We start from the raw sequence: 24,701 nt of genomic DNA, 5'->3' as shown, positions 1-24,701 counted from the left end.
ACTTTTTCTCCCAACTCCCCGTGAGCCCTGCGAACCAGCATCGAGGGTACGTCCACCTCCTTGAGCAGCCGGCTGTTTTTGCTGATGCCCACAAGGTAATCCACGTTATTCCGGTCGCACCAGCTCAGCAATCGGGGGCGATAGAAGCCGCTGTCACCCCGGAACACGATGCGGGTATCCGGCCAGTACTGCCGGATGAACTTCACCAGCAGGGCCAGAATGGCCCAGCTGTGGCGGCTGTCGCTTCGATTGCTGGTGCGCAGGTAGCTCACCAACAGGTGACGGCCGCAGAACACGTACAGCGGGAAGAAACAATGGTGATCGTAGTAGGCGTTAAAGAACTTGCCGGGCTGGTCGCCATGCACTGGAATATCAGTGCCATCGAAGTCCAGCACAATTTCCTTGGGTGGAGTCTCGTGCTGTTCAATGAAGTGATGCCACAGCAGTTCGTGGGCCTTGACCACGGCCTGCCGGTCTACGCGCTGCTCCATTCGGCACAGTGTTGATTTGCCCGCCAGAATGGCCTCTTCGCCAGTCGCGGTCTGAAGTGCCTGGTCAGCGTAACGTTTCGTGATCGTTGAGGTCTTCGTACCCGGCAGCCACGCCAAAGACCCGCTGCCGGACCATGGTTTGAAGCTTGTGACGAACCAGCACGGGATTACGGGCATCGTCCAGCACCGTAGCCAGGCGCTGAGTGAGCTGGTGTTGATTGTCGACTTCCCGAAGCAAAAGCAGTCCGGCATCGGAGGTGATGTGACCACCGGAGAAATCGGCTTCAATCTGGCGGCGTACGAGTGGCGAGAAGGTCAGTTTTTCAGGTACCATTTTGGAAGCGGCTGTTGGTGCTTGGTGGATTGGTTAGGCTCTTGAAACCATAGCACTTTCAGCCGCTTTCTTTTATCCCCTGTGAGAAATTCGGGCTAACGCCCACAGCATCAAACAGACGTGGAGAACTGTATTGAACAATGTTGCTGGTCCGATTTTCACCAGCCATGATATTTTTTATATCCGCCTGTAAGTCGTTGAACTGGTCAACCTTGCCCTGCGCTGACTTTAAAGGTGTGTCAAATTTTCCCGCAATCAGTGCACCGAGGTTCGCCTGCTTGAAGCCACCGTAAATATTACGCTGCGAGAAAGTCTGGCCATCCTTATCTCCATCATCAATCGATATTTCAAATTCTGCCTTGTAGATCGCCTCCAAGCCTTCGAGGTCGGTATTGAGCGCCCCTTTTACCCCCAGACGGGACGCATTACTCTGGAGCTTCCAGGTATCGCTATTACCGTCGTCCTGGTTTTCATACGAAACATTGGCTTTGCCGTACAGGATAGGACCTTCCCCCGCTAGTGCATTCATTGAAGTTACTGCAACCCCACCAAACACCAACATTGATAGACACTTTTTCATGGACACCTCTTCAGATTAGATAGATTCAAAATGACACTTGAAGTCTTTCAAATGCTGAGTAGATGGTGCTTTGCACTTATTGCAGAGTTGTTACATTTTTAAATTTTTTCTTTGTATTTCAACAACCTAAAACCAAAACCTTTTATTATATTCTTTGACACTGAATTGAACTTGAATATAAGCGGCTGTCTTCGTACATCGCGTCGTGGGCACGGAAGCGCTTTCCGTCTGACGCCAGGTCATTCACTAAATTCTTCTGTTCGCTCCCTGTGGTGGCCCCCGCTAAACCGGACACCACCTTGTTAATTTGATGCCAGCTCTGCCCGGTATTCCCCGGGCGATCTAATTGTTCCGCCCGTTCACGCCCTTTTTCCAGCGACCGGCCTGCCAAGACAATGTCGCTGTCGATCCGTTGCCCAAGAGTGTTGCAATAGCCGCCCCTGCAGCTCCGTAGCTACCAAGGATTAGTACGCTCTTGTTGCCCTGCCTCATCGTTGCTCAAACTCCTTTTAATGTACTCCAGTTCAACTCTTTAGTTACTACAGGGTCATACCGCAAGTCGTCGAATCGCGGTGGGTTCACCAGTGTCGTCAAAAACTAACAACTTAACGTTGACCCTGTAGTGACTACAGGGTTTTAAATAACGGAACTTGTGTGAGAACCGGAGCCGCGAAAATGAGCAAACCCTGCGATGGACAGTGTGGCAGCAAAGATTCTGTCGTTAACAATGAGCTTCAGAGCCCCGTCACCGCCGAAACAGACAGCCAGCTCAGCACCTACAGCGTGCCGAAAATGGATTGCCCCTCAGAAGAGCGAATGATTCGAATGGCGCTCACGGGTTTTGACAACATTCAGTCACTCTCATTCGACCTATCGAATCGAAAGCTGGAAATTATCCATCAAGGCGAAGTCGGACCTATTACCAGCAAACTGGAAACCCTGGGTCTGGGCGCTTCCTTGCAGAGGACAGAAGACGCCAGCGCTGAATCCGTCAGAGCGGCTGAATCTTCTAAGGCCAACGAAAGCGAAGAGTCCGGCACTTTATGGATACTGCTGGCAATCAACGCACTGATGTTTCTGGTCGAGATGACGATGGGCCTGATCGCCCAGTCCGCTGGCCTGATTGCAGACTCGCTAGACATGCTTGCCGATGCCGCCGTCTACGGTCTCGCGCTTTACGCCGTTGGGCACGGCATCAAAATGCAGGTCAGAGCGGCGCATGTGGCTGGCATACTCCAGCTTATCCTTGCCGCTGGGGTACTGGTTGAAGTTGGCAGGCGCTTTCTGTTTGGCAGTGATCCCCAGTCGTCAATGATGATGGCCGTCGCATCTGTGGCCCTTATTGCCAACATCAGTTGCCTGCTCCTGATCGCCAAACACCGTGACGGCGGTGCTCACATGAAAGCCAGCTGGATATTTTCGGCCAATGATGTGGTTATCAATCTGGGAGTTATCCTTGCAGCCCTTCTTGTTGCCTGGACCGGCTCCAACTACCCGGATCTGGTTATTGGCGGTATTGTGGGAGGCATTGTACTCATTGGTGCCAAGCGCATCCTTGCGCTAAAAGGATAATTCGATGTCTGAAGACCGTTCTCGCTTTTTTACGCTCACTTTTCTCGGCTTTTCGGCACTTATAGCTCTGGCCGACCAACTTATTAAATGGCTCGTCCAGCAATCCATGGCTTACGGACAATCGGTTGAGATCACCCCTTTCTTTAATTGGGTGCACGTATGGAATAAAGGCGCTGCCTTCAGTCTCTTTGCCGATGGCGGTGGCTGGCAGCGATATTTTTTTATTGCGATAGCCATTGTCGTCTCGGCTGTTCTGGTCAAATTGATTCGGGACAGCCATAAGCGAACCGAAGCACTAGCCTATTCGATGGTACTTGGCGGTGCATTTGGAAATGTCATCGACCGAGTTTTTCGAGGCTATGTTGTCGATTACCTGGATTTTCATTGGCAATCCCGGCACTGGCCGGCGTTCAACCTTGCCGACGTGTTCATCGTCCTGGGCGTGGCCATGATTTTGGTCACGAGCTTCACAGCCGAGAAAGGTGCCGGGAATAACATGGAAAATCGCCAGAATGGCTAGTTTTCGCGCGGTCGCAACACTCGCTAAGCCCTCTGAGCCAGGCTTAGCGAGTGTTGCGACTACGTTTAATTGAACAGCAACGACCAAGGAGAAAACAATGGGCCACGAGCATGCTCACATGTCACCGGATACTAAGGATAAGAGAGTTGCAGTAGCTATCTGGGCGAACGGTATCCTAACCTTGGCTCAGATCGCTGGAGGGATCTTCGCTGGCAGCTTGGCGCTGATAGCCGACGCTATACACAACTTTTCGGATATGGCGTCACTATTTATCGCATTTGCGGCGCGGAAGATTGCACGCCGCCCGGCCGACTCGAAGATGACCTTTGGCTACGGGAGAATTGAGGTTGTTGCGGCACTCATAAATTACACCACTTTGATAATGATCGGGGCATATTTGATCTACGAAGGTGGCATGCGATTCATAGATCCCCCGGAAATCAAGGGGTGGTGGGTAGTTTGGCTTGGCATTATCGCATTGGTAGTGGATGGTTTGACCGCGCTGCTTACTTACTCCATGCAAAAGGACAGCGTCAACATCCGTGCGCTGTTTCTACACAACTTGTCTGATGCGTTTGCGTCAATTGCAGTCGTTGTAGGCGGCGCCCTGATTCTCCTGTACGACATGCGTTGGGTTGATCCCGCGATCACAATTGGTATCGCAAGCTATATTCTCTACCTGGGTCTAACGGAAATCGGCGGAACCATCCGGACACTCATGCTGGGTAGTCCATTGGATATCGACACAGATTCTGTCATCGAGGCTTTATCAAACGTAGAAGGCGTTTTAGACCTTCACCACGTACATTTCTGGCAGATGGGTGAGCATGATGCCTCCCTCGACGCCCATGTGGTGGTCGAAATAAGTGCCTGGAATGAACTTGAAAAAGTCAAGGGTGGGATAAAACGAGCTTTGGAAAACGAGTTCGGCATCACTCATTCAACATTGGAGTTTGAACATCCTGATCACAGTCACAAAGATGCCCATACTTATGGCCATGGCTAGCAGGGCTGCTGAAAAGGGTACCGTGTGGCAGATATGCTGCGAATGGCCGACATTCCACTCGGTTACGAGCACGCCATGCGAGACGTAATTGAACGCCACCAGGTCTGGGCCTACCTCATCGCTGTTGTTTTCGGACTGTCTGTGGATTGGACATCGTCCCTCGGTGACAGTGTGCCGGATTACTTAATCTGGGGGTTGCTCGGAGTTCTGCTCTACGCCACATTTACTCAAACACCGTTGACCCACCTGTCTGATATGTTCCGGGACCGTCGGTTCATGGGTGCCTTGCTCACCGGAAATTTTCTGGTCATGCCGGCGATCACTGCCTTGCTGATATTGGCGCTGCCGGACAATGACGCGCTGAAGTTGGGAGTGCTTCTGGTATTGCTGATGCCCTGTACCGACTGGTTTGTCACCTTCACTCACCTAGGCAAGGGGGACAGCACCCGAGCCATTGCGGCAACACCGGTTCTGCTGATTGCTCAACTGGGTCTTCTTCCACTTTACCTCTGGCTTTTCCTGGGCAATCAGTTCGACGTAAATCTTGAGCTTGGGCGACACCTCCTGCCGGCCTTTGTCGGGCTGCTTGTTGTCCCCCTTATCCTGGCATTTCTGACTGAAAAATGGGCGGAAAAGTCCGAAAAAGCCACCGGGTTGATTCGCTTCATGGGTCTGATGCCGGTCCCTCTGCTGACAGTCGTACTTTTCATCATCTCAATGACACAAGTCAGCCAGATCGACAGTACCGGCCCACTTATCTGGCCCTTGATGATTCTGTTTCCGGCCTATTTGCTAGCTGAGGCTCCGGTTGGAAAGACTCTGCGCCGGGTCTTTCGATTACCGGTAGCAACCGGTCGCACCGTCATTTTCAGCCTTGGCACCCGCAACTCCTTCGTGGTTTAACCTCTGGCATTGTCGCTACCAGAGGCCTGGGCCGCGGCTGTCGTGGTGATTGTCGTGCAGTCCCTGGTGGAACTTATTGATATGATGTTTTATCTGAGGTGGCTTCCCAATCGGCTGCTACCGAATACCGGAAAATCTGACACTCGTTAAACTTATCTAAAATAGGAAGATCTTACGTGCGTACCCGAACCCTGGTCACAAGCCTCGTTCTTTTTTGTCTGGTTGTCTTCGCGGCCGCTTTCGTTTATTACGATCGTTCTCAAGGCATTGATGAACCCGCCGTTGTTGAAAAAACGCCGCTGGTGAGAGATTACTCTCCCGTTATCGGCCCTGAGGACGCGCCGGTAACCATTGTCGAATTCTTCGACCCATCCTGCGAAGGCTGTCGCGCCATGCATCCCTATGTGAAACAGATTCAGGCTGCATACCCGGACAACGTGCGTCTGGTCCTGCGCTACGTATTGTTTCACAAAGGCTCGGAAGAGGCCGTCAGAATTCTGGAAACCGCCCGCGAACAGGGGATCTACGAGCCGGTGCTTGACGCTGTCATGGAAGCCCAACCCCAGTGGCATGACGATCCAAAGGTCGCCGCAGCATGGGATGCGGCGGAGTCAGCCGGGCTTGATTTAGAAGCCGCCCGGGCCGGTATGAACTCGCAGGAGATTGACCGCACTATTCAACAGGATGCGGCTGACGTGAAAGCGGTTGGAATTTCTGGAACCCCAACCTTTTACGTCAACGGGGACACCTTAAGTCGGCTGGGACCCCAAGAACTGTACGACCTTGTCACCTCCAAGGTAGAGTCGCCTCAATAACAACTTCAGAACCGGCAACGCTATGTCACTGCTTGACTACTTATTACCTTACGATTTCTCGCCGCTGACCATACTGAGCTACATGCTCGTGATGGGGTTCTATGGCGTTGGGCTATTTCGGATGCCGGAACAGGACCGGCCAGGCGCACTGCGGATCTTTGCGTTCACCCTGGGGGTGATGATCTGTTATGCGGTGATGCAGACCCGCTTCGATTACTACGCGCAATACATGTTCTTCGTCCATCGGGGCCAGCATCTGATCCTTCATCATATTGGGCCTATCCTGATCGCGCTTTCCAATCCCTTGCCGGTCATGCGGTTCTGGTTTGAAAAAATCAGCCCAGGCTGGAGGCGCACGCTCCGGCCTCTGGGTTGGTTTTATCAGGTCCTGCAACAACCCTTCATCGCCCTATTCCTGTTTGTCGGGCTCATTTATTTCTGGCTGTGGCCATCAATCCATTTCGACGCCATGCTCAGCCGGGATCTGTACTGGGTCATGAACTGGAGCATGTTACTGGATGGCCTGCTGTTCTGGTGGTTGATCTTCGACCCGCGACCGCCTGCGATCACCTCATCGCTGGGGTATGGCAGACGCATGTTGGTTCTGGCTGCCGCAGGTGTGCTTCAGATGTTTCTTGGGGCGTGGATCGTGTTCTCACGTGACATGGTCTACGACGTTTACGAAGTCTGTGGCAGGGCCTGGCCGCTGGACCCGGAAGTCGACCAGCTCCTGGGCGGCATGCTGACCTATATCCCTCCCGCTATGATGAGCATCCTTGGCATTCTTCTGATGCTTCGGCGAGCCATGCATCAGGACGGAAAATATGCCAATCAATCCAAACCACTTGAGGAAACAGCGTCATGAGAACTCGCTTCTGGCGACAGCGCACCAACATCATATCGGCGACCTTAACGCTGATTGCATCCCTATTGCTGACTGGTTGCTTTGCCAATGACGAGGAAGACTGGAACGGTAAAAACATCAGTGGCTTGATGCCTGAGCTGGAATTCGACCTGATCAATAGCCAGGGCGAGTCGGTATCTGGCGAGGATTACAGTGGACGGGTGAGAATGCTGTTTTTCGGGTTCACCTCGTGCCCCGATGTTTGCCCAACCGCCCTGCAAAAGCTCAATCAGGCAACCAGTGGCCTGGCCCCGACGCTTCAGGATGAAGTACTCACTTTGTTCGTGAGTGTCGATCCGAAACGTGACACGCCTGAGCGCCTCGCAAAATACGTGGATTTTTTCGGTGACAATATTGTAGGACTCACTGGAAATGAACCCCAGCTTCGTGAACTCGCAAAACGATATAGAACCACCTTCGGTTATGACGAACCTGACCCCGATGGAAATTATGCGGTGTCACACAGCAGCGCGATTTATGTATTTGATCGCGAGGGTAACCCCCGCCTTTTAATTCGGCCCGATTTGAGCGGGGAAGAAATTCGGCATGATCTCGTTGCTCTTATTCAGGAGGATTCCTGACTGAATAGACTGTCCCAACTCGAATTGAGACAGTCCTGGTTGGCGGGCACATACAAAGTGGTTAAGCAGAGCCGGAGAGTGTCTCGATAATTCGGCAGTCCATAATAACTCCGCCGTCACAACACGCACTCAGTCTTTCCAACTCGTGTTCCATTGCATGTAGATCTTTCAGTCGAGAGCGCACTTGAACCAGTTGTTGTTCAACTTTGGCGTCCACACCCGCACAGGACTCCTGCTGACGATCCGCCAGTGAAAGCAGTTCACGAATATCGTCAAGGCTAAATCCGAGCCCGCGGCTTCGTCGAATAAACAGCAGCCGCGAATGATCCTCTTCGGAGTAGAGACGATAGCCCGACTCCGAGCGGGTCGCTTTCGGCAACAGTCCAATTTTTTCGTAATAACGGATGGTCACGGGCTTAACGCCCGTATCATCAGCTAGCCGACCGACCGTGTTCCTTTTTTCGCTCATCGCTATTGACCTTATAGTTACTATAACCACCAGTGTATCGATGTATTGCACGTTTTAGGAGGGTTCGTCGTGGACAGCTGCTGTGAAAACAAGGCCGGTGAACTGGCACAATTGCGAGCGAGCCAAAGCCGGGTGCTTTACATTGCGCTTGCCATCAACGCAGTGATGTTTGTGGTGGAATTCAGCGCCGGCTGGATTGCAAGCTCTACCGCGTTGCTGGGCGATTCGCTGGATATGTTCGGCGACGCGTCTGTCTATGCACTGACACTGTTCGTGCTGGACCGAAGCCGTCGCGCGCGTGCCGGAGCGGCTTTGTTCAAAGGCGGCTTTATGCTGTTGTTCGGGCTTGTTGTTGTCGCCGATGCCATCCGCAAGCTGGTGATACAGGAAGTGCCGGCCGCCGAGTGGATGGGCGCTGTCGGCGCTCTTGCTCTTTTTGCAAACGGCGTTTGTTTTGTGTTGCTCTACCGTCATCGTGCGGACGACCTCAACATGCGTTCCACCTGGATGTGTTCCAGGAACGATCTGTTCGCCAACAGCAGTGTCATCATTGCGGCTGGATTGGTCGCCCTCACCAATACCCTCTGGCCGGACATCATTGTGGGCCTCGCCATTGCTGCGCTTTTCCTGCATTCCGCCTGGCAAGTCATCAGTGAAGGTATGGGGGAATGGCGTGCCGGTGGCGCAGAATCCGCCAACCAATCGGACGAAGGTGAGGTCGCCACTACCGGAGACAACTGCTGTTCTTCATCGCAAAGCACGTGTGGCAGTGCATCGGAAGAGCCATCCCGGTGACCAACAATAACCAGGTGATTCCATGGGGGCTGCTGCTGTCGGCCTGGCTACTGGCGTTGGTGTCCTCGCTTTCAGCCATCTACATCGGGGAAGTTCTCGGGCAGGCTCCGTGCGTTCTGTGCTGGTTTCAGCGCGCCTTCATGTTTCCGTTGGCGGTGATTCTCGCAGTCGCCTGCTACTACTCGGATTTCAACGTTTGGCGCTACGCTATGCCGCTGGCTGTTATTGGCTCCCTGTTCGCTCTGGCCCACTCACTGCTTTATGTGGGGATAATTCCACAACCCATTCAGCCCTGCACGGCCACTGGCCCGTCCTGCTCGGGTGACGGAATGACGATATTTGGTGGGCTGCCGCTTCCGTTTCTATCGCTGGCCATTTTCGTTGCCATCATAATTCTGCTCTTGCTTGTCCGTCGGAGAATTCATTCATGAATCGTCGTGCCATCGTTGTTGTCGTGTGTCTCGTGCTGATCGCAGCCTTTTCGGCCGCTGTCTTGTTCAAGCCACAGCCCCAGCAGCCTCAAAAAACGGCCACCACCGGTGAAAAGTCTGTTGTCGCTTCCGAACCGATCGCGAACCAACAAGCATTGGTACGCTTCCATTCGCCCACATTCGGGCCTGCCGACGCACCGGTGACCATCGTTGAGTTTTTCGACCCCTCCTGCGAAGCCTGCCGGGCGTTCTACCCCATCGTGAAACAGATTCTTGCTGAGTATCCAGGTCAGGTGCGCCTTGTTTTGCGTTACACACTGTTCCATCAGGGTTCCGAGGAAGTCTCCAGAATTCTGGAAGCAGCTCGCCTGCAAGATGTCTATGAACCGGTGCTGGAAGCTGTGTTGGAGGTGCAGCCTGCCTGGCACGACGACCCGAAGGTTGCCAAGGCATGGGGAGCGGCCGAGGCAGCCGGTCTGGACCTGTCCCAAGCCCGTGAGGATATGCAATCCGAACGGATAAGCGCCATCCTTGATCAAGACATGCAGGACGTCAAAACCATCGGCGTTCGGGGCACCCCGACTTTTTTCGTGAATGGCCGCCAACTCACGGAGTTTGGTCCCAAACCGCTACTTCGCCTTGTTCAGGAGTCGCTCCCAGACGCACAGCAATAGCGACCGGTGTCGATTAAAACACGGATGGGCTTGATGCCCTCCACCGTCAACTGAACTCAGAAAGTTGAGGACTCACGGAAATGCCAGATCTTGCGACATGGGGAATGCTGGCTGCTTTTTTTGGCGGCCTGGTGTCTTTTTTCTCACCCTGCACTCTGCCGCTGGTTCCGGGGTATCTCTCGGTCGTTACGGGCGGCACCGTCACAGACCGTTCGAGTCGACTGCAATCTCTGTGGCTCAGTATCTGTTTTGTCCTTGGATTCAGTGTGGTGTTCATCGCTTTTGGTGCCAGCGCTAGTCTGCTCGGTCAGTGGCTGATGGCCTACCGGCAGGAAGCCAATCTGGTGGCGGGCATTCTGATCGTGCTGATGGGGCTATTTATGCTGGGCTGGTGGAGCATGCCCGCGCTACAGCGCGACTGGCGCTTTGGGCAAACCCTTGAGGGTGGACGGCCCACGGCAGCGTTTCTTCTCGGTTTGGCCTTTGCCGTCGGATGGACACCGTGTATTGGCCCGATATTGGGCGCTATCCTGGCTCTCAGTTCCACCCATGCGAATGCTGAAACCGGCATGCTGTACCTGGCCGTTTATTCGCTGGGGTTGGCAATTCCATTTTTGGCAACGGCTCTATTTATTGAGCACTTTCGGGAGCGAGTGCGCTGGATGAGCCGCTGGAGTCAGTCACTGAGAATTCTGGCAGGGCTGGTTCTGGTTGTTATGGGGGTAATGGTGCTGACGGGACAGATGACCCGGTTTGCATCATGGATGTTATCCGCATTTCCGGTACTCGGAAGACTCGGTTGATCCCGGGCAAATCTTTGCCCACCACTCAGCTGGCCGATAAGGCAGGAGAACCGAGCAGTGAACAGTGAACTCAAGGCGTTCTATCTGACAGAACTGGCAGCAGCCGCTGATGCAGACAATCAGGGCGATGTCGATACAGCGTTCAGACATCTTGAACGGGCTCATATTCTGAGCCAGAAGTTCGCGTTAGCGCACACGACAACACATTTGCGCATGCTACGGCTCGGCTGGCACACGCGCGATGCTCGCGAGGTTCTCGGTCAGCTGGCTCGGGCCTTCGCTGCGTTGCTGGTTTCACGAATCTGGGTTCCTGTCGGCAATACGGGACGTGCCAACGTCAGCGCATTTGAACCGATGGCGGTGCCGGAAGACTTGGCGATTGTTCTGGGACACCAGAAGCCTTCCAACACGTAACTGAAGGACACCACTTTATGATCACACCCTGCTTCCAACACCACACAAAGCGCTTTGCATCCATTGCATTAATGATGCTGGCAATCCTCCTTGTTGGCTGCATGGGCGATGATGCGCCGGATTGGCACGGAACAGACATCAGCGGCGTGATGCCCAAGCTTGAATTCGATTTGATCGACAGTCAGGGAGCACCGGTTTCAGGCGATGATTACAGTGGTCAGGTACGAATGCTGTTTTTCGGATTTACCTCTTGCCCTGATGTTTGCCCCACTGCTCTGCAAAAACTCAGTCAGGCCGTTAGCGGCCTGAGCCCGGAAAACCAGGAGGAGGTACTTACGCTGTTCGTCAGCGTTGACCCTCAGCGCGATACGCCCGAGCGCCTGGCAGAGTATGTCAATTTTTTTGGTGAAAGGATCGTCGGGCTGACCGGCAAAACCTCTGACCTACGCACACTTACCCAGCGATACCGGACCACGTTCGGGCATGAAGAACCGGACGCAGAAGGTGATTACGCCGTCACTCACAGCGGCGCAGTTTATGTGTTTGATCGTGAGGGTAATCCACGCCTGCTTATCCGACCGGAAGATTTAAGCGCTCAAGCCATTCGGCAGGACCTTGTTGCCCTTCTTGAAGAAAGTTCCTGAATGACTGAAGGATTCGATAGTGTTCTTTGCAAGGGCGTTTGTAAAGGCCCTGTTCGACAATCCTCAAGTCCGATAGTCTCCACGCATTCCTGTTCGCATGAGGCACAATAATCGCTGGCGCATTTTCCTTCCATCTCTGCCGTGCAATGATTTAGCGTTTCCAACTTGTTCCGGCAATGATACCGGATGAAATGGATGCGATTTGCCTGGAGGCACTGGAGGAAGCCCTGACTCGAATGTTCGCTTTTGTTTAGCAGCGAGCACACCCGGATATACCGATAAAACGGGTTATGTAATGAGACCCCGTTGACCTACTATCCTTGCTGACGTTGAGCTCCGACCTTCCGGATTGAAGCACTCACAGACAGAATCTTCGTTTTGGGAGCCTGGGGTAAACCAGTATCGCCACAAATCGATAGGGAGCTCATCAACAACGAGGCACACTCGGCAATCCGCTTTAGTATTGCGGCCAAGTTGAAGGTGCAGTGAGCCTAAGGAGCGGTCAGTGAAGGATTTCTATTCGTCGTTACTTGCTATCGCGCTGGTTGTCGGGATCGCGCCGGTGGCTGCTGAGACTATCAAGAAAACATCCTCAGGAATCTGCCATCCCCCGGCCAGCGCCTACTATGATCGTACCCAGAGCTTCATTGCGTTTGATTCTGTTGAGGCTTGCCTGGCCAGTAGTGGTCGATTACCCAAAAGCTTGGCTGACGAATACGCGCCACAGTCTCTCCAGTCCGGCCCGAAGTCCCATGAGCGGTCGGCATTTGGTCATGGCTGGGACGACGTCGATGGCGATTGTCAGAACAGTCGAGCCGAGGCACTGTTAGCTACCTCCAGCACCAAAGTGCGATTTGCAACAGAGCAGGATTGTAGAGTGGTAACAGGTCGCTGGATAAGCCCGTTCACCGGAAAAGTTATCCAAAACTCCAGCGAGATCGACATTGACCACGTGGTGCCTTTGAAGTGGGCCTGGGAGCGCGGCGCTTCAGATTGGACGCGGACCGAGCGTGAGAAATTTGCAAACAACATGATCAATCTATGGCCTGTCGAGCTGAGCCTGAACCGGAGTAAAGGCGCCAAGGGTCCGGATGAATGGTTACCACCGGCTGGTCAGTGCGGTTATGTAGCGAGGTTTTCTCGGCTTGTACGAATGTACGATCTGAAGCCCTCTGCTTCGGAGTCGGCGTGGTTTAAAACATTTCTGGACAACTGTGGCCGGTGAACCTTCCGGCTGACCTTTCTGAGAAATTCAAAGCAATCCGCATACCTTTCCTGGAGGAGGGTGCAGGCTGGATTCAGGCGGGCCCTCAACCACCTGAAGCTGTCAGACTATCGCTGAAGCAAGACGTTGAATTCTCGAGCTTGAGCGGTAAGTTCAGTGGCAACGTGCGCTGTGAAACTCGCTCACGTTCCTCGGTTAGTACCAATTAGTAACGCGAAATACTAATAGTAATCCGCGCTACTAAACGAAACTAAATCGGATTGTTGTTGGACAATTCATAACGTCCATGGTCAAACTTGTCGATCAGATGATTACTGCTGACAGGAAACACGGAGTCCGTCAACATGACGACAAAGCGCCCAAACGAAAAAGAGCTACTGGAGGGCCTCGACGCTCATACGGCCCACGCCGACGAGCTGACAGAGCCGCTGCCTCAAGAGCTAACCCCTCTGGAGCGTCTTAAAGGTTCCGTCAAACGCTACGAGCGGCCAACGGATCCCGTTTGGGAAGACTACTGCGACACGGAGGCCGTCAGTGACGACTTGATGGAGGATCGAGAGCCGCCGACTCCTGATGAACGTGATACATAGTGCACTCGCCATCGCGCTGCACTCGGGGCCTGCATGCCAAGAATCACACGATCGACCCAGCGCACTTTTACACGTTGCCGGATCAAACGAGTGGCTCTGCAGATACTCCTCTTCGTAATCGCCAGTCGTTTTACCGAGCCTAAACTACCGAACCTCGGAGCCATGTGGGGTTAGTTGTGTTGACCTCAGATCTCTAGGGGCAGGAAAACAGAGGCCAGAATCTAATACTCAACGTGCCTATGGCCGAGGCACACCCAAGGAATTAGGTGGGTATACTTGAAGCCCCCAATCCGCAAACTATGCCCGGTCTGACTCATTGCTCATAAGATCTGATTTTATTGCGAATGGTCGAGGCTAGATAAAGCGACTGCGCCTGACTTCTGCTGTGGCACTCAGATTTCGCGAGCTCCCGCCCTGCCCTCGCTCGCGGTACTCCTCCATAGTCCTGACTCTCCAACTACGCTAACCATCAGCGTCACCCTCAACTTCAACGTGTTGAGCCACAGCTTCAAGCGGCACTCCAAAAAACTCGCACAGCTTGTCCAGAATTTCAGTCGTGGTGTTATAGCCACGCTGATTCGCGATTTTGGATAACGTCGTCCTGTGGATTCCAGTCTCTTTCGAAACCTCATCCAACGTAACCCTTCGATTTTCCTGAAATCCCTTCTCTGCGATTAATTCTTTTAGACGAAATCTGATCATGGTCGGTAGGCCTTTGAGTGTGTAGCGATGATACCTCATAAGACGCCAGCTCACATCCAATGATGATTAAAACCTACAAAGGACTGTTGACAGCGTCGAAAACAGGCTTAATATGTAGTATGTACGCTACAAAGAAAGCCTAGGAGAAACATATGAACACTACCGAGTACCTGACCACCGAAGAGCTTGCAGAACGGATTCGCTATGAAGCCCGGACGATTCGCGAGCGCCTGAAAGACTCCGTGCTCATCGAAGGCGTTCATTACATTCGGCCGTTTGGCGGCCGGAAGATTCTTTACATGTGGGAACCCATTCAAAGAGACATGGCGATCCACTCAGGCCACCACTCACTTTCTATTCCTATGGCCAACGGAGGACGTATGCATGGCTAGCATTCGAGTACGCGAAGCGACGCAGAAGCTGTTTTTTGATTTTCAGTTTCGGGGTAAACGCTGCCGAGAGCAGACTTCCCTTGAGAACACACACGCCAACCGCAAGAAACTCGAGGCGATTCTCAAACGAATTGAGGCGGAAATCACACTGGGGACGTTCGAGTACCACAAGTACTTCCCAAACAGCGCGAAAGCTCAAGAGTTCACCCGCCAGGCGGAACTCCAGCGTTCTCGCGAAGCACACGACACGCCGTTGTTCAGTGAGTTTTGTGAGACCTGGCTGGATGAGATGCGGGTGCAGTGGCGAAAGTCACACCTCTCCACCATCGAAGGCACTCTGAAGAACTACCTGGTCCCGGAGTTTGGGGAAAAGGAGGTTGGCCACATCACCAGGCAGGAAATTCTTTCGTTCCGGGCGTCACTCGCCAAAGCAGAAACCCGGAGCAAAAAGCCACTTTCCGCCAGCCGTATCAACCGCATCATGACGCCATTGCGCATGATTCTGGGAGAGGCAGCCAACCGGTTTGAGTTTACCTCACCCTTCCAGGGGATCAAATCACTCAAGGTGCCGCGCTCAGACGTGGAGCCGTTTTCACTGGAAGAAGTTCGGCTGATTCTCGCCACAGTCCGGGCGGATTTCAGAAACTACTACACAGTTCGCTTTTTTACCGGTCTTCGGACCGGTGAGATCGATGGCTTGCCGTGGGACTGTGTCGATTTCCAGCGTCGGCAGATTCTGGTTCGCCAGGCTCTGGTGAATGGGGAGATCGAGCACACCAAGACCGACGGTAGCTACCGGCATATTGAAATGCCACAACTGGTCTACGACGCCCTCAAGGACCAGCGCAAGGCCACCGGAAACAAGATCTTTGTGTTCTGCAACCGCGAAGGAAACCCGCTTAACCACAACAACGTGACCAAGCGGGTTTGGTATCCCTTGCTCAGCCATCTGGGCCTGCGAAAGCGGCGGCCGTACCAAACCCGCCATACTGCCGCTACGTTGTGGCTGGCTGCGGGTGAAAACCCGGAGTGGATTGCCCGGCAGATGGGGCATACCACGACAGAAATGTTGTTCCGAGTTTACAGCCGGTATGTGCCGAACTTGACCCGGCGGGATGGCTCTGCATTTGAGCGGCTATTGATCAATGAATTTGAAGCCAAGGTGACGACTGAACAGGAGGAGGCAAACGATGAGGTCTGAGCTGATGTTACTGGCGGCCATGCCGTTGAATCGTCTGATACCTGCCGAGCGTCGCACAGTTCGTAACCTAGCTAGCAGCTTGTGCTTAGCCATGGGGATCTCACACGAATGCTGCAGCCTCGTGGCTATCCTTGGCCTTGGAGGAGAGCGTACCAACCAGGAGGCGATGGAAACCTGGGTGTACTGCGAACTGGTTAAGCAGAATCTGGAAGCTGGCCGTGACTCCCTTCCAATGCTGATCAATCGGCTCCAGGAACTGGAGCTTGAATGGAGGACATACTGATGGCCAACCCGGCGATTGACACTGCTGGCCTTCACCTAGCTTTTTGGAGAGATCAGTTTACGGTTCTTGGAGTGCATCCGTTCCAGACAGCTCGCACTCAGAAAACCATTTATCAACTAACCCTGCACTGTCGCGGACGACAGGTGATGGCTTATCTCGGTCAGACTCAGGCAGTTCAGACCGGCGTACCGCTATTAGGCAACCGAGTGACCGCCAGCCTGAAGTTGCTCAGATTTCCTTCGGGAGGCCGCTTGATCGTGGAGTCGTTAGACCTTTCTTCTGACAAGCAGTAGTAAAAACACATTAGCCAAGGACGGCGCCCTTCTTGTAATCATCGCAACATGTCCGCATCAAAGGTTCCATCTCGAAAACTCTCTGGTACTGCGTCATAAAGCACACACCCAGTGAACACCACAAAACGAATGGCATGCCAGAAATGCGTACCAAGCTTATGGTTTACTTTCCAATCCAAGCTAACATTACCGTTTTCCGGGATTCTTATGTCCTCAGCCAATCGGATAACGATGGAATTTTGCGCAACACCCAGACTCTGCGCCCAGAACTTTAAAGCTGCTTTTCTGTTCTCTTCTTTGACCGTCAGCGAGACAGTAGCCCGTGCTCCAAGGCGAAACTTCCTCATCAAAGCCATAAAAGCGATCTGCCTTGACTTTCCCAGGGGCCGGAGCGGGGCCTTACTCCGCTGCACGCTCTCGGCTGCTGCAATAAGCGCTCGTCGTCCAGACTCCGGATCTTCGGCCATCCAGTCAGACATCCATTTGAAGAACTGCATACACTCCTGAAACGCTGATTTCGATTGGGGAGGACTGATGTAAGTCGGCAATTCCGGTGCGCGAAAGATCAGCGTAAAGGCCTTATGCAACTCTGTGTTAGCTAGCTCTAATTTCGGTCTCAAAGAAAAGCTCGAACGTATGCCAAGCTTTCGAGTCGGTGAGGGAGTTCCGGTCATGCCAGTAGAACTGTTCATCAGCAACGCCGAACGCTCATACCACTGCTGCACGATTGGCAAATCCAGATCCAACTGGGCTGCCGTTTTCTCCATTGCCACAGCTAGGGACTCATGGAACGGCGACTGCGTCCGAATGAAAACCTGGCAAGAGATCCGATACGGCAGCAGCGGGTTTATATCTTCGGCCACCCGGTTAACAACGGATGGCAATTCCTTCTTTTTATCGCTGATTTTCGGAAGCGACATAAGGCCGTTCGCAGGTATTCGAGCCACAGTAGCCAATGTTATGGCAGGTGTCACCCGATCCGTCAGCTGTGAACGGTGGCGGAATCGTTCAAGTGCACCTGATGTTTTGTCCAAAAGCGTTTGCTGCTGTGCAATGGTGTAAGACCGGTCATCCCGCAGCAAATACTTGCGAAGTGCGAGATCCAACAAGTGACTGTAGCTCTTTAGAGTCACCCTTTCACTCGAATGGCCCATCCACTGAGCCAACTGAGAAAGCGGCCGCCAGGCACTAGCGACTCCAGCATTTACGGTGTTGCCTGAGCCGTGCACGGCTGGCATGAGTTCTACGTCACTTGACCGAACCCAAGGTTCAGGCAAGAGGTCAAAAGGTTTGCGCTCCAGCAATCGCAGCAAGGTCAGCGATGCAAAACTGTGTCTCAGATGATGAAAACGTATATTTTCATTACCTGACACGGACCTGAGCAGGGCCGTCAGCCCATCAAATGCCCGTTTTTCCTTGACTCGAAAAGTTCCGCTGACTGGATCTTCGAACATGGCGTCACGCGCCTCATCGTTGGCACGGCGCAACTTGCGCCCATTCACAAACCCGGTCAACCACTCCAATTCATCTCCGGTTAAAAGCAAGCGTAACGGAAGTCGGCGAATTGCCGCGTCCGACTTTACGCCGGCAATTTTAGTGGGACGTACGAGCAACTCGGGATTGTTGACGGTAGGATCCCCGAGTCCATGGAAATCTCCGTATTGTCGGGCCCAACACTCGGTTCGCCGAAGCCCACAACGGAACCCCATAATCAGAAGTGCCAACTGTATCCCCGCCAGCTCATCGTCGGTACGAGCCATCAAAAAGCTCTTTGCCCGGTGATACTCCAGAGGCGTCAGTATTGCCGCGTCGACGCCATAGCCTGAGCCCTCTTCCATTGGGATACGAGGCATTCCGTAATATCGGTGAAGAAACTCATGCCACTCGGACAATGTCTGCCTGAGAGCTCCGCCGTTACCTGGAAAGCCGCTCACCACGGTATCATAGATCGATTGCCACTCATCCGAGTCCAGGCTTTCAGGGTTCGGAATGTCGGTCGCATAGGGCAACAAAAGTTCCAGGTGTTGAAGATTGCGAATCGTTTGTTGCAAGGCCGGTGACACGCTCTCGTCGGTTCTCAGAAGCGCTCGAATATAGTGACACATCAACTGCACCAGAATAGAGCACCCCTTCTCTTCTGCAATCTTGTTGAGCGTCTTGAACGCTCCCGCTTTCGTTGCCAATACATCCATCCGGCGACGCTCCTTTCCTATAGGGTCTCTGGCCCCGTGGATGCTGAATGCTTGAGATTCCACGAACCTCAACTGTTTCATTAGACGTTTGAAAAATGGTTTTTGGTCGATCAAAGGGAATTCAGGAATGATGAGAGCCGGAGAGCCGACCATCTCGTTCTCACGTTCGACCTGAGATTCTTGCGGTGCAGGTTGGACCAACGTCTCACCGGTCAACAATCGCATCCAGTTAGACAATGGCAAAGAAGCGCCCAAGTCAGGTGTTCGTGCGTAATGAACCAGGAAGCCTGGCGCGACCAAGACAAGGTTTGCCTCGGCAACCGCAAAAACATTCAACGGCCGGTTCAAGGTAATCCGGTGTGTCTCAATAAGCCTACCAACAAAGCGTTTCAGCAGCTCCTCATCCGGAGACGCCCTACCTTTTACCTCATTTACCTCTGGCCAATTGCTGCCCCAGCGCAGGTACCAGCGTCGAAGCAGCAGCTCGGTGATAGGCGCCAGAATGACCCTACGGCAGGTGTCGGTTGAGGGACGGGTACGCCCGCCAAGGGAGGTCGACTCCAATTCCAGCCATGTGTAATCACCGGCGCTACCGGCACCCTGCCGGATCGCCTCACTCAGCCGGTTGAACCAGCGGCGCGCGGTAACGCCGCTATGAAAAACCAGGCTGTACAGTAACTCACCGGCATCCCTCTCCATGGCCTCGTCAGCTTGCAGCTCAGGGGCAGTACTCTCCAGGCTGGCCAGGAACGCATCATTTATACAGTCGTAGTCGGCCAATCGGGCTCCCATGTCAGGGGTGGTGAACGAGGAAAACATCTGGACGCTCTGCACAGGCATCGGGACAGGCAGCTGCCAATTCCGGGCTTTCACCCCTTCATCCAGCAGCTTCACGAGATAATGCTGCCTGTCTTTGACCGCACGACCTTCAACGGTTTGACAGGTCTTGTCGACCAGCTGGGCAACCTCTTCGGCTGTCATCGTCAATCCTCGCTGGCCGCTTGCCAGCTCCGGGTGGTGCTCTCGCAGATAATCCCGGACCGCCTCCAGGTGGCCGAGTTTCTCGGCGTTTCGATTATTGGCCCGGTACTCGGAGCCCACTGAGGGTCCTTGGTTTGCCGCTGAAAGCCTCTTCTTCAACGCATCAATCGGTTTATTTAATGGCTCAAACACTGCTTTATCATCACGCATCGAGACCTGCCTCCACCCCGAACCCCAACTCATCCAACAACGCCGCTGTTGCCGGCACAATCCGGTTTTTCAGCTCGAAAAGGTCAAGCGATGAGAACTTGGCGAGAGGCTCAGTCCCCACGCCCCAGTGCCCCATGAAGACGTCGACCAGATAACCTGGAACCCCCTGGTCACGCAGGAAGCCTCTCAGGGTGTGCCGGCTGACGTTCAGGGGCCACGGAAACGTCCATTGAATTTCATCCGCCAATCGTTTTGGGGTCGCGAACTCTGACTGGAGTTTCGCATCGAGAAAGACGAAGAAGGTTGCAATGGGAGCTTCGACACCTACCTCATTCAGGCGCAGCTTCATGTGCTGCCGGTGCGTCTCATAGCGGCGAAGCTGATCGATAACGACCTCCGGCAGGTAAACCAGACGAGAGTGGCCGAGATTGTCATCCACTTTGTCAGCAATAATTACGAATCCCCGGCGCTCGTTGAACTCGTATGGATGGGCGATCGGATCGCGGACGGCCCGAAAACCGGTCGACCACATAACCTGCAGGATGGCGTACGCTGTAAACAGATTATGAAATCTTCGGATGTTGGCCCTGGAGTAGGCCGTTTTACGGTATTCGGCAATCTGTGCCCGCAACCGGCTTACGACGTCTCGCATGACCTCCAGACGCACGCAAAATGGAGAACCCACTCTCGGCAAACCGAAATCGAGGTTGGCGGGAGCCATCGACGGCGACGAAAGCCCCAGGTTCACCAGCCAGGTATTCACGACATCGACATAATCCGCCGCCAACGTCTCAACCGCCCGGGTGTGGTAGTAGAGGTTTGCCGATTGCCCGGTGGGTAGCTTGCGCCCGGTCACCAGGCTCGCATCCACCGTATCCGTGGTTTGATGAATCAATCCTTCAAACACGCAGGTCTGAATTCGTTTCAGGGTAATCCTCGAACCGGTCGTTTTATTGAGCTTTTTGATCTCGATCGAAATTTCTTCTGCCACAGATTCGGTTGAAAGTTTTTTAGGAAAGAGAGTCCCAGACTTCTTTCGCACTCGCTTTGCAGCAGAATCCACCCGGGGCCCGAGAATCTGCCAGTAAGCATCCGGAATCGGAGCGATAAACTGGTTTTCCGTGCTCTCCATGTGGAGAGCCCATTCAGCCTCCAGTTTTCGGCGCTCGGGAGGCTCCGGAACGGCGCTGGCCCAGGCCTGATCATCTCTGATGAGGTAAATTCTCTCGGGGTCGGTAAACGTTTTCGGTAATTGAGAGCGGTTCTGGACGACCAGTGTCCTCGAGATAGATTCCAGAGGACGACCAGTGAGGAGAACCAGCAGGACATGTAGGCGCGTATTTTCAGAACCCAGCCTGTTCTCAAACAGGGCTCTCAGGACCAGTCCCCGCTCATATTCATTCAGGCTTTCCCAGCGACCTGGCAGAAAACTGTTCGAACGTCGGTAGGCTGCCCGCTTCGGTTGCAGTTTTCTGAGTCCAGTGGAGGGAGTTTCACCACGTTCGGTACTCAGGGCGGCTCCACGCTCTGAGATCAGAACGCTCTCACTCATCAATTCCTCGGGCGCATTGCCGGCGGCGTGGTGCTCCTTACGCGCTCGCTCCGAGTCCTGAGGCAAAGTGATATGAACCGAACGCTCCCGGCCACCCTCTACCTCCGAGTCGACATCGGCGGACAAAGGCTGCCAATCACCGGTTCTTTTTATTTCCCTGTGTTCTGTTTTTTGTTTGTCAGACTGGTAAGTAATAAACCGTCCTTCACCCAGATAAAATTTGAAAAATCGTTGCAGTTCATCGAGGTAACGTCTGTCGTGCTCGTCAAACTGCCGTTGATCCAAGTGCTCATTGACTCGGGCAAAGTGCTGCTCAAAGCGCTCTACATCGTCCACGCACTTCGGCACCTTTGCCAAAGCCGATTCCGATAAGAGCCTCAGGGCACGCCAAGCGCCGACAACCCGTTTTTCGAAGAACGGCTCTTCAGAAGGCACCAACTCCTGTCGCCAGGCACTCGCGGTGTTGATGACGTATGCTACAACCTGAAGTCGTCTCTCCGAGCACTGCTCACTTTCCGCGAGGGTACGCAACCCCGCATGCTGGGGATACTCACCAACAAGCCCCCGAATTCCCTGACGGTCAGGGGCAAGTTCCTCGTATTTTGTTTCTACGGCGCCAGACTCCAACCATTCCAGGAAGGCATCTGCACCGTCGATCGGCTGCGAAATTTGGTCAAATGCGCTTACCAGGCGTGGCAACAAGTTTGCGATGAGGTCCATCGCAAACCAATCGGGTCGAGGTTGCACGATCTCATTAAGAAGCGCCTCGGGGTTTCCTGAGTTAAATTTCAATGCCATCACGCGACCTCCGCGTCGTTGAGGGGGAGGCGAAGTTGAGACCTCGCCGTTAAATAGCCTTTGAGGTATTTCGCCAGAATCTTGAGGTGCCGAAGCTGGGCCTTACTTTCAGGGTTACCGTCGTCACACTTTTGAGATGTGTCCTGAACTTTGTGGAGCAGACTTTCAGCGTTGGGCGAGAACGGCGCTAACTGCCCGATGGTGTCTAGTGACAGAGCCGAAATAGCGGCCCAGAGGTTCTTCGGATTGGAAAACTGTTTGAAGAGACTGTCGCTATGGAGCTCGTTCAGCCACTCGATACAAGAGGCAGTGAGCATCGCGCAGAGCTGCATACGTAACCCCGACGCGCTTTCTTCTGCCGCCTGTTGCCACAGATTCGTGAAATGGGGTGTGACCGCATCGAGGACTTTTGATGCCGGGGCATCCCCAGCTACATCATCGGGTTGCACAGTGCCATCGTTATCCTGTCCCAACAGTTCTACCTGGCGTAGGGCATCGCTCAGGTAATCAGGGACTGATGACGACGAGCTATGGAGGCCTGGCTGTTCAGAGCCAGAGGCTAGTAGGTATTCAAAAATTGAGCGGGTGCGGGGGTCCAGAATGACGAGTTTGATATCAGTCCCTGACGTTCTAGCCACACTGTCAGAAGTTTTTCCCACCAGATCAGTGTGAATTGCTTCGCTCAGTGTTTCATCATGATCAATTTCAGACTTATCACCTTCATCCGGCGGAAGTAAATGCCGTGCAAGTCCGGGAACGAGAACCGGTTCCTCAGCCTGGATTTTCATCTTGCGGCTGATGCCGGCGAACTCTTCCAGCCCAACTCGAGTGTTGAGAGCAGGCGAGATCCAACGGCGCTCTTCATCGGAAAGATTGGCCCAGAGTCGAAGAAAAGCATTTTGCGAGCCCAACCCGAAAAGCAACGCTGCCAGTAACCGCGAAACCTGCTGGTTTTCAGCTTCTCGGTGCTTCCATACGAGAACCTGAACCTTCTTATCTGGAGCGAATTCTTTCAGGAGCACAGCTACGTGCGCGTTTCCGACGACACGGTAATCGCCATTCCTGGTCTTGCAAACCGAAACGGGATAGTGATTCGCGACCGCTAGAAGGGCGTCCTCAGTGAGGAGTTCGGGCCTCCGTAGCCCCGAATAGGAGCCTAGGATCACATCCTCAACCTCAGTATCTAGCCTTTCAATTTTGAGTTGCGCAACGCGTAAAAATTTTAGGGTTCGCTTGGTTCCGGTCACGTTCTGCTCCTAAGTGAATGCAATCGACATCAGGGGCATTCCCGACCGTTGCCCCTCGATCATTCGTTTTTTAGGAGTATCACTGCCTCAGAAAGTGCGCAAGCACGCAGCCTGTCAAAAAAACGAGCCTTTTCATAAAGTTAGGAGGCGTTAAGCCTACCATTGATCATAGCGCGACCATTTTTTGTGGGGTTGTTTTTTGTACAACCTGCTAATTTATAAGATTTTTTGCTTGGAGCGTAAATTTCACCGTTACGCTGATACGAACACGAGTATGAGCTGAGGCCGTTTCGGTAAATACGTACAAGAATGTGTGTTTTCCGGCTCGACTATCGAAAATCACAGGAGAATTGACCGCAAGGCGAGCTCTCCCGTGCGGCAAATTTAACGAGGAAACCAAGAAATCATCGTTTGTGAGGTGTCGCCCTCAGGCGCTATTAACTCCGGTAAACTAGACCTACGAATCAAGAAAAGTGAGTCTATAGGTGAGCGGAATATCCGCTTTTAAGATACCAAGCCGAGTACCCGGGCGAGAAAAATGCGTGACGAAACGATCCTTGTTGTGGACCTTGAGGCGACCTGTTGGGAAGACCAGACTACACCCGCAGGTGATGCTCAGAGTGTCAACAACATGGAGATCATTGAAGTCGGGTGTGCCCTCGCCACTCGGAAAGGAAGCCTGCTGGATGCCCGCTCGTTTTTGGTCAGGCCAATCCGGAATCCTGAGCTGAGCAGCTTCTGCTCCGAGCTAACCGGAATCACTCAATCAATGGTAGATGCCGCACCCACTTTCCCCGAGGCGATTGCGGCGATGGATGACTGGCTGGGTGATCTGCCGGACGATTTCATCTGGTGCAGTTGGGGTAACTATGATCGCTTGCATCTGCCTGCTGGACGGGGCGCAGCCAGCTATTCTGGCTCGCCCTCACCTGAACCTGAAACGAATTTGGCGACGCACTACCGGCCAGAAGAGAAAGAACGGTCTGGCCAGCGCTTTGGCTTTTCATAATCTCGCCTTTGAGGGCAGCCACCATCGGGGCGTGGATGATGCTCGGAACATTGTCCGGTTGCTGCCGTTTATGAAATGGTCATTAGAGTC

General features: G+C 53.5%; 25 protein-coding genes and 1 pseudogene. 19 read left to right on the top strand and 7 right to left on the bottom strand.

Annotated features, from left to right (window positions below):
* Both MLC70_RS15570 and MLC70_RS15565 read right to left on the bottom strand, forming a co-directional pair.
* Window positions 1–825, bottom strand: a pseudogene (locus MLC70_RS15570) (IS1380 family transposase); the annotation flags it as partial.
* A gap of 58 nt (window positions 826–883) precedes the next feature.
* Complete coding sequence (locus tag MLC70_RS15565; protein WP_248185281.1) at window positions 884–1,405, bottom strand: porin; 522 nt, start codon at window positions 1,403–1,405, stop codon at window positions 884–886.
* A 675-nt stretch (window positions 1,406–2,080) separates the two neighbouring features.
* On the opposite strand from MLC70_RS15565, the gene MLC70_RS15560 reads away from it, so the two are divergent.
* From MLC70_RS15560 to MLC70_RS15530, 7 genes are all read left to right on the top strand, one after another.
* On the top strand, window positions 2,081–2,977 hold the full coding sequence (locus tag MLC70_RS15560) for a cation efflux transmembrane domain-containing protein (protein ID WP_248185280.1): 897 nt from the start codon (window positions 2,081–2,083) through the stop codon (window positions 2,975–2,977).
* Window positions 2,978–2,981: 4 nt separating this feature from the next.
* A complete protein-coding gene (gene lspA / locus MLC70_RS15555) occupies window positions 2,982–3,497 on the top strand; it encodes a signal peptidase II (RefSeq protein ID WP_023011862.1) in 516 nt (171 codons plus the stop codon).
* A 97-nt stretch (window positions 3,498–3,594) separates the two neighbouring features.
* The gene (locus tag MLC70_RS15550) at window positions 3,595–4,503 is read left to right on the top strand and encodes a cation diffusion facilitator family transporter (RefSeq protein ID WP_023011863.1); all 909 of its coding nucleotides are present in this window, start codon (window positions 3,595–3,597) and stop codon (window positions 4,501–4,503) included.
* 33 nt (window positions 4,504–4,536) lie between these two features.
* Window positions 4,537–5,406, top strand: coding sequence for an arsenic resistance protein (locus tag MLC70_RS15545; RefSeq protein WP_248185283.1), 870 nt, complete (start codon window positions 4,537–4,539; stop codon window positions 5,404–5,406).
* Between the two features lie 176 nt (window positions 5,407–5,582).
* On the top strand, window positions 5,583–6,221 hold the full coding sequence (locus MLC70_RS15540) for a DsbA family protein (protein ID WP_248185279.1): 639 nt from the start codon (window positions 5,583–5,585) through the stop codon (window positions 6,219–6,221).
* A gap of 22 nt (window positions 6,222–6,243) precedes the next feature.
* On the top strand, window positions 6,244–7,086 hold the full coding sequence (locus tag MLC70_RS15535; RefSeq protein ID WP_014575722.1) for a cytochrome c oxidase assembly protein: 843 nt from the start codon (window positions 6,244–6,246) through the stop codon (window positions 7,084–7,086).
* Window positions 7,083–7,706 carry an SCO family protein gene (locus MLC70_RS15530; protein WP_014575721.1) on the top strand — a complete coding sequence of 208 codons (624 nt, stop codon included), beginning with the start codon at window positions 7,083–7,085 and terminating at the stop codon, window positions 7,704–7,706. The genes MLC70_RS15535 and MLC70_RS15530 overlap by 4 nt, the downstream gene beginning before the upstream one ends.
* 61 nt (window positions 7,707–7,767) lie before the next feature.
* Here the strand turns inward: MLC70_RS15530 and MLC70_RS15525 are convergent, their stop codons facing one another.
* The gene (locus MLC70_RS15525; protein ID WP_008173636.1) at window positions 7,768–8,175 is read right to left on the bottom strand and encodes a MerR family transcriptional regulator; all 408 of its coding nucleotides are present in this window, start codon (window positions 8,173–8,175) and stop codon (window positions 7,768–7,770) included.
* 69 nt (window positions 8,176–8,244) lie between these two features.
* On the opposite strand from MLC70_RS15525, the gene MLC70_RS15520 reads away from it, so the two are divergent.
* The 8 genes from MLC70_RS15520 to MLC70_RS15485 all read left to right on the top strand — a co-directional run bounded on the left by MLC70_RS15520 (window position 8,245) and on the right by MLC70_RS15485 (window position 13,751).
* Window positions 8,245–8,970: a cation diffusion facilitator family transporter gene (locus MLC70_RS15520; RefSeq protein ID WP_062785141.1), complete on the top strand. Its 726-nt coding sequence runs from the start codon at window positions 8,245–8,247 to the stop codon at window positions 8,968–8,970.
* Window positions 8,967–9,401 carry a disulfide bond formation protein B gene (locus tag MLC70_RS15515; protein ID WP_014575718.1) on the top strand — a complete coding sequence of 145 codons (435 nt, stop codon included), beginning with the start codon at window positions 8,967–8,969 and terminating at the stop codon, window positions 9,399–9,401. The genes MLC70_RS15520 and MLC70_RS15515 overlap by 4 nt, the downstream gene beginning before the upstream one ends.
* On the top strand, window positions 9,398–10,075 hold the full coding sequence (locus MLC70_RS15510; RefSeq protein WP_014575717.1) for a DsbA family protein: 678 nt from the start codon (window positions 9,398–9,400) through the stop codon (window positions 10,073–10,075). The genes MLC70_RS15515 and MLC70_RS15510 overlap by 4 nt, the downstream gene beginning before the upstream one ends.
* Before the next feature lie 80 nt (window positions 10,076–10,155).
* A complete protein-coding gene (locus MLC70_RS15505; RefSeq protein ID WP_248185278.1) occupies window positions 10,156–10,878 on the top strand; it encodes a cytochrome c biogenesis CcdA family protein in 723 nt (240 codons plus the stop codon).
* Between the two features lie 57 nt (window positions 10,879–10,935).
* Entirely contained in the window at window positions 10,936–11,292 is a 357-nt protein-coding gene (locus MLC70_RS15500) for a DUF3703 domain-containing protein (RefSeq protein ID WP_014575715.1), read from the top strand.
* 17 nt (window positions 11,293–11,309) lie between these two features.
* Window positions 11,310–11,936 carry an SCO family protein gene (locus MLC70_RS15495; protein ID WP_041644852.1) on the top strand — a complete coding sequence of 209 codons (627 nt, stop codon included), beginning with the start codon at window positions 11,310–11,312 and terminating at the stop codon, window positions 11,934–11,936.
* 505 nt (window positions 11,937–12,441) lie between these two features.
* The gene (locus MLC70_RS15490) at window positions 12,442–13,161 is read left to right on the top strand and encodes an HNH endonuclease family protein (protein WP_248185277.1); all 720 of its coding nucleotides are present in this window, start codon (window positions 12,442–12,444) and stop codon (window positions 13,159–13,161) included.
* 344 nt (window positions 13,162–13,505) lie between these two features.
* Window positions 13,506–13,751, top strand: a complete 246-nt coding sequence (locus tag MLC70_RS15485) for an AbrB/MazE/SpoVT family DNA-binding domain-containing protein (RefSeq protein ID WP_248185276.1) — start codon at window positions 13,506–13,508, stop codon at window positions 13,749–13,751.
* Between the two features lie 462 nt (window positions 13,752–14,213).
* Here MLC70_RS15485 and MLC70_RS15480 read toward each other — a convergent pair whose 3' ends face one another.
* Entirely contained in the window at window positions 14,214–14,453 is a 240-nt protein-coding gene (locus tag MLC70_RS15480) for a helix-turn-helix domain-containing protein (RefSeq protein ID WP_248185275.1), read from the bottom strand.
* 152 nt (window positions 14,454–14,605) lie between these two features.
* On the opposite strand from MLC70_RS15480, the gene MLC70_RS15475 reads away from it, so the two are divergent.
* The 3 genes from MLC70_RS15475 to MLC70_RS15465 all read left to right on the top strand — a co-directional run bounded on the left by MLC70_RS15475 (window position 14,606) and on the right by MLC70_RS15465 (window position 16,622).
* Window positions 14,606–14,845 carry a hypothetical protein gene (locus MLC70_RS15475; protein ID WP_248185274.1) on the top strand — a complete coding sequence of 80 codons (240 nt, stop codon included), beginning with the start codon at window positions 14,606–14,608 and terminating at the stop codon, window positions 14,843–14,845.
* The gene (locus MLC70_RS15470; RefSeq protein ID WP_248185273.1) at window positions 14,838–16,046 is read left to right on the top strand and encodes an Arm DNA-binding domain-containing protein; all 1,209 of its coding nucleotides are present in this window, start codon (window positions 14,838–14,840) and stop codon (window positions 16,044–16,046) included. The genes MLC70_RS15475 and MLC70_RS15470 overlap by 8 nt, the downstream gene beginning before the upstream one ends.
* 267 nt (window positions 16,047–16,313) lie before the next feature.
* Window positions 16,314–16,622 (top strand): hypothetical protein, encoded by a 309-nt coding sequence (locus tag MLC70_RS15465; RefSeq protein WP_248185272.1) that lies wholly within the window; start codon window positions 16,314–16,316, stop codon window positions 16,620–16,622.
* Between the two features lie 38 nt (window positions 16,623–16,660).
* Here the strand turns inward: MLC70_RS15465 and MLC70_RS15460 are convergent, their stop codons facing one another.
* The 3 genes from MLC70_RS15460 to MLC70_RS15450 are packed head-to-tail and all read right to left on the bottom strand — an operon-like array spanning window position 16,661 to window position 23,602.
* Window positions 16,661–20,005 (bottom strand): hypothetical protein, encoded by a 3,345-nt coding sequence (locus MLC70_RS15460; protein WP_248185271.1) that lies wholly within the window; start codon window positions 20,003–20,005, stop codon window positions 16,661–16,663.
* On the bottom strand, window positions 19,998–22,355 hold the full coding sequence (locus MLC70_RS15455) for a hypothetical protein (protein ID WP_248185270.1): 2,358 nt from the start codon (window positions 22,353–22,355) through the stop codon (window positions 19,998–20,000). The genes MLC70_RS15460 and MLC70_RS15455 overlap by 8 nt, the downstream gene beginning before the upstream one ends.
* A complete protein-coding gene (locus MLC70_RS15450; RefSeq protein ID WP_248185269.1) occupies window positions 22,355–23,602 on the bottom strand; it encodes a hypothetical protein in 1,248 nt (415 codons plus the stop codon). Before MLC70_RS15450 ends, MLC70_RS15455 begins: the two co-directional genes overlap by 1 nt.
* A 538-nt stretch (window positions 23,603–24,140) precedes the next feature.
* Between MLC70_RS15450 and MLC70_RS15445 the strand changes: the two genes are divergently transcribed.
* A complete protein-coding gene (locus tag MLC70_RS15445; RefSeq protein WP_248185268.1) occupies window positions 24,141–24,611 on the top strand; it encodes a 3'-5' exonuclease in 471 nt (156 codons plus the stop codon).
* The last annotated feature ends 90 nt before the right edge of the window (window positions 24,612–24,701 follow it).

This window comes from Marinobacter goseongensis (assembly GCF_023156235.1).
GTDB lineage: Bacteria > Pseudomonadota > Gammaproteobacteria > Pseudomonadales > Oleiphilaceae > Marinobacter > Marinobacter goseongensis.
This window is presented reverse-complemented; position numbering and strand designations above follow the sequence as displayed.

Coding starts and splice junctions, on each gene's coding strand:
- MLC70_RS15565 (WP_248185281.1), bottom strand. CDS start 1,405: ATGAAAAAGTGTCTATCAATGTTGGTGTTTGGTGGGGTTGCAGTAACT.
- MLC70_RS15560 (WP_248185280.1), top strand. CDS start 2,081: ATGAGCAAACCCTGCGATGGACAGTGTGGCAGCAAAGATTCTGTCGTT.
- lspA (WP_023011862.1), top strand. CDS start 2,982: ATGTCTGAAGACCGTTCTCGCTTTTTTACGCTCACTTTTCTCGGCTTT.
- MLC70_RS15550 (WP_023011863.1), top strand. CDS start 3,595: ATGGGCCACGAGCATGCTCACATGTCACCGGATACTAAGGATAAGAGA.
- MLC70_RS15545 (WP_248185283.1), top strand. CDS start 4,537: ATGCTGCGAATGGCCGACATTCCACTCGGTTACGAGCACGCCATGCGA.
- MLC70_RS15535 (WP_014575722.1), top strand. CDS start 6,244: ATGTCACTGCTTGACTACTTATTACCTTACGATTTCTCGCCGCTGACC.
- MLC70_RS15530 (WP_014575721.1), top strand. CDS start 7,083: ATGAGAACTCGCTTCTGGCGACAGCGCACCAACATCATATCGGCGACC.
- MLC70_RS15525 (WP_008173636.1), bottom strand. CDS start 8,175: ATGAGCGAAAAAAGGAACACGGTCGGTCGGCTAGCTGATGATACGGGC.
- MLC70_RS15510 (WP_014575717.1), top strand. CDS start 9,398: ATGAATCGTCGTGCCATCGTTGTTGTCGTGTGTCTCGTGCTGATCGCA.
- MLC70_RS15505 (WP_248185278.1), top strand. CDS start 10,156: ATGCCAGATCTTGCGACATGGGGAATGCTGGCTGCTTTTTTTGGCGGC.
- MLC70_RS15495 (WP_041644852.1), top strand. CDS start 11,310: ATGATCACACCCTGCTTCCAACACCACACAAAGCGCTTTGCATCCATT.
- MLC70_RS15485 (WP_248185276.1), top strand. CDS start 13,506: ATGACGACAAAGCGCCCAAACGAAAAAGAGCTACTGGAGGGCCTCGAC.
- MLC70_RS15480 (WP_248185275.1), bottom strand. CDS start 14,453: ATGATCAGATTTCGTCTAAAAGAATTAATCGCAGAGAAGGGATTTCAG.
- MLC70_RS15475 (WP_248185274.1), top strand. CDS start 14,606: ATGAACACTACCGAGTACCTGACCACCGAAGAGCTTGCAGAACGGATT.
- MLC70_RS15470 (WP_248185273.1), top strand. CDS start 14,838: ATGGCTAGCATTCGAGTACGCGAAGCGACGCAGAAGCTGTTTTTTGAT.
- MLC70_RS15465 (WP_248185272.1), top strand. CDS start 16,314: ATGGAGGACATACTGATGGCCAACCCGGCGATTGACACTGCTGGCCTT.
- MLC70_RS15460 (WP_248185271.1), bottom strand. CDS start 20,005: ATGCGTGATGATAAAGCAGTGTTTGAGCCATTAAATAAACCGATTGAT.
- MLC70_RS15455 (WP_248185270.1), bottom strand. CDS start 22,355: ATGGCATTGAAATTTAACTCAGGAAACCCCGAGGCGCTTCTTAATGAG.
- MLC70_RS15445 (WP_248185268.1), top strand. CDS start 24,141: ATGCGTGACGAAACGATCCTTGTTGTGGACCTTGAGGCGACCTGTTGG.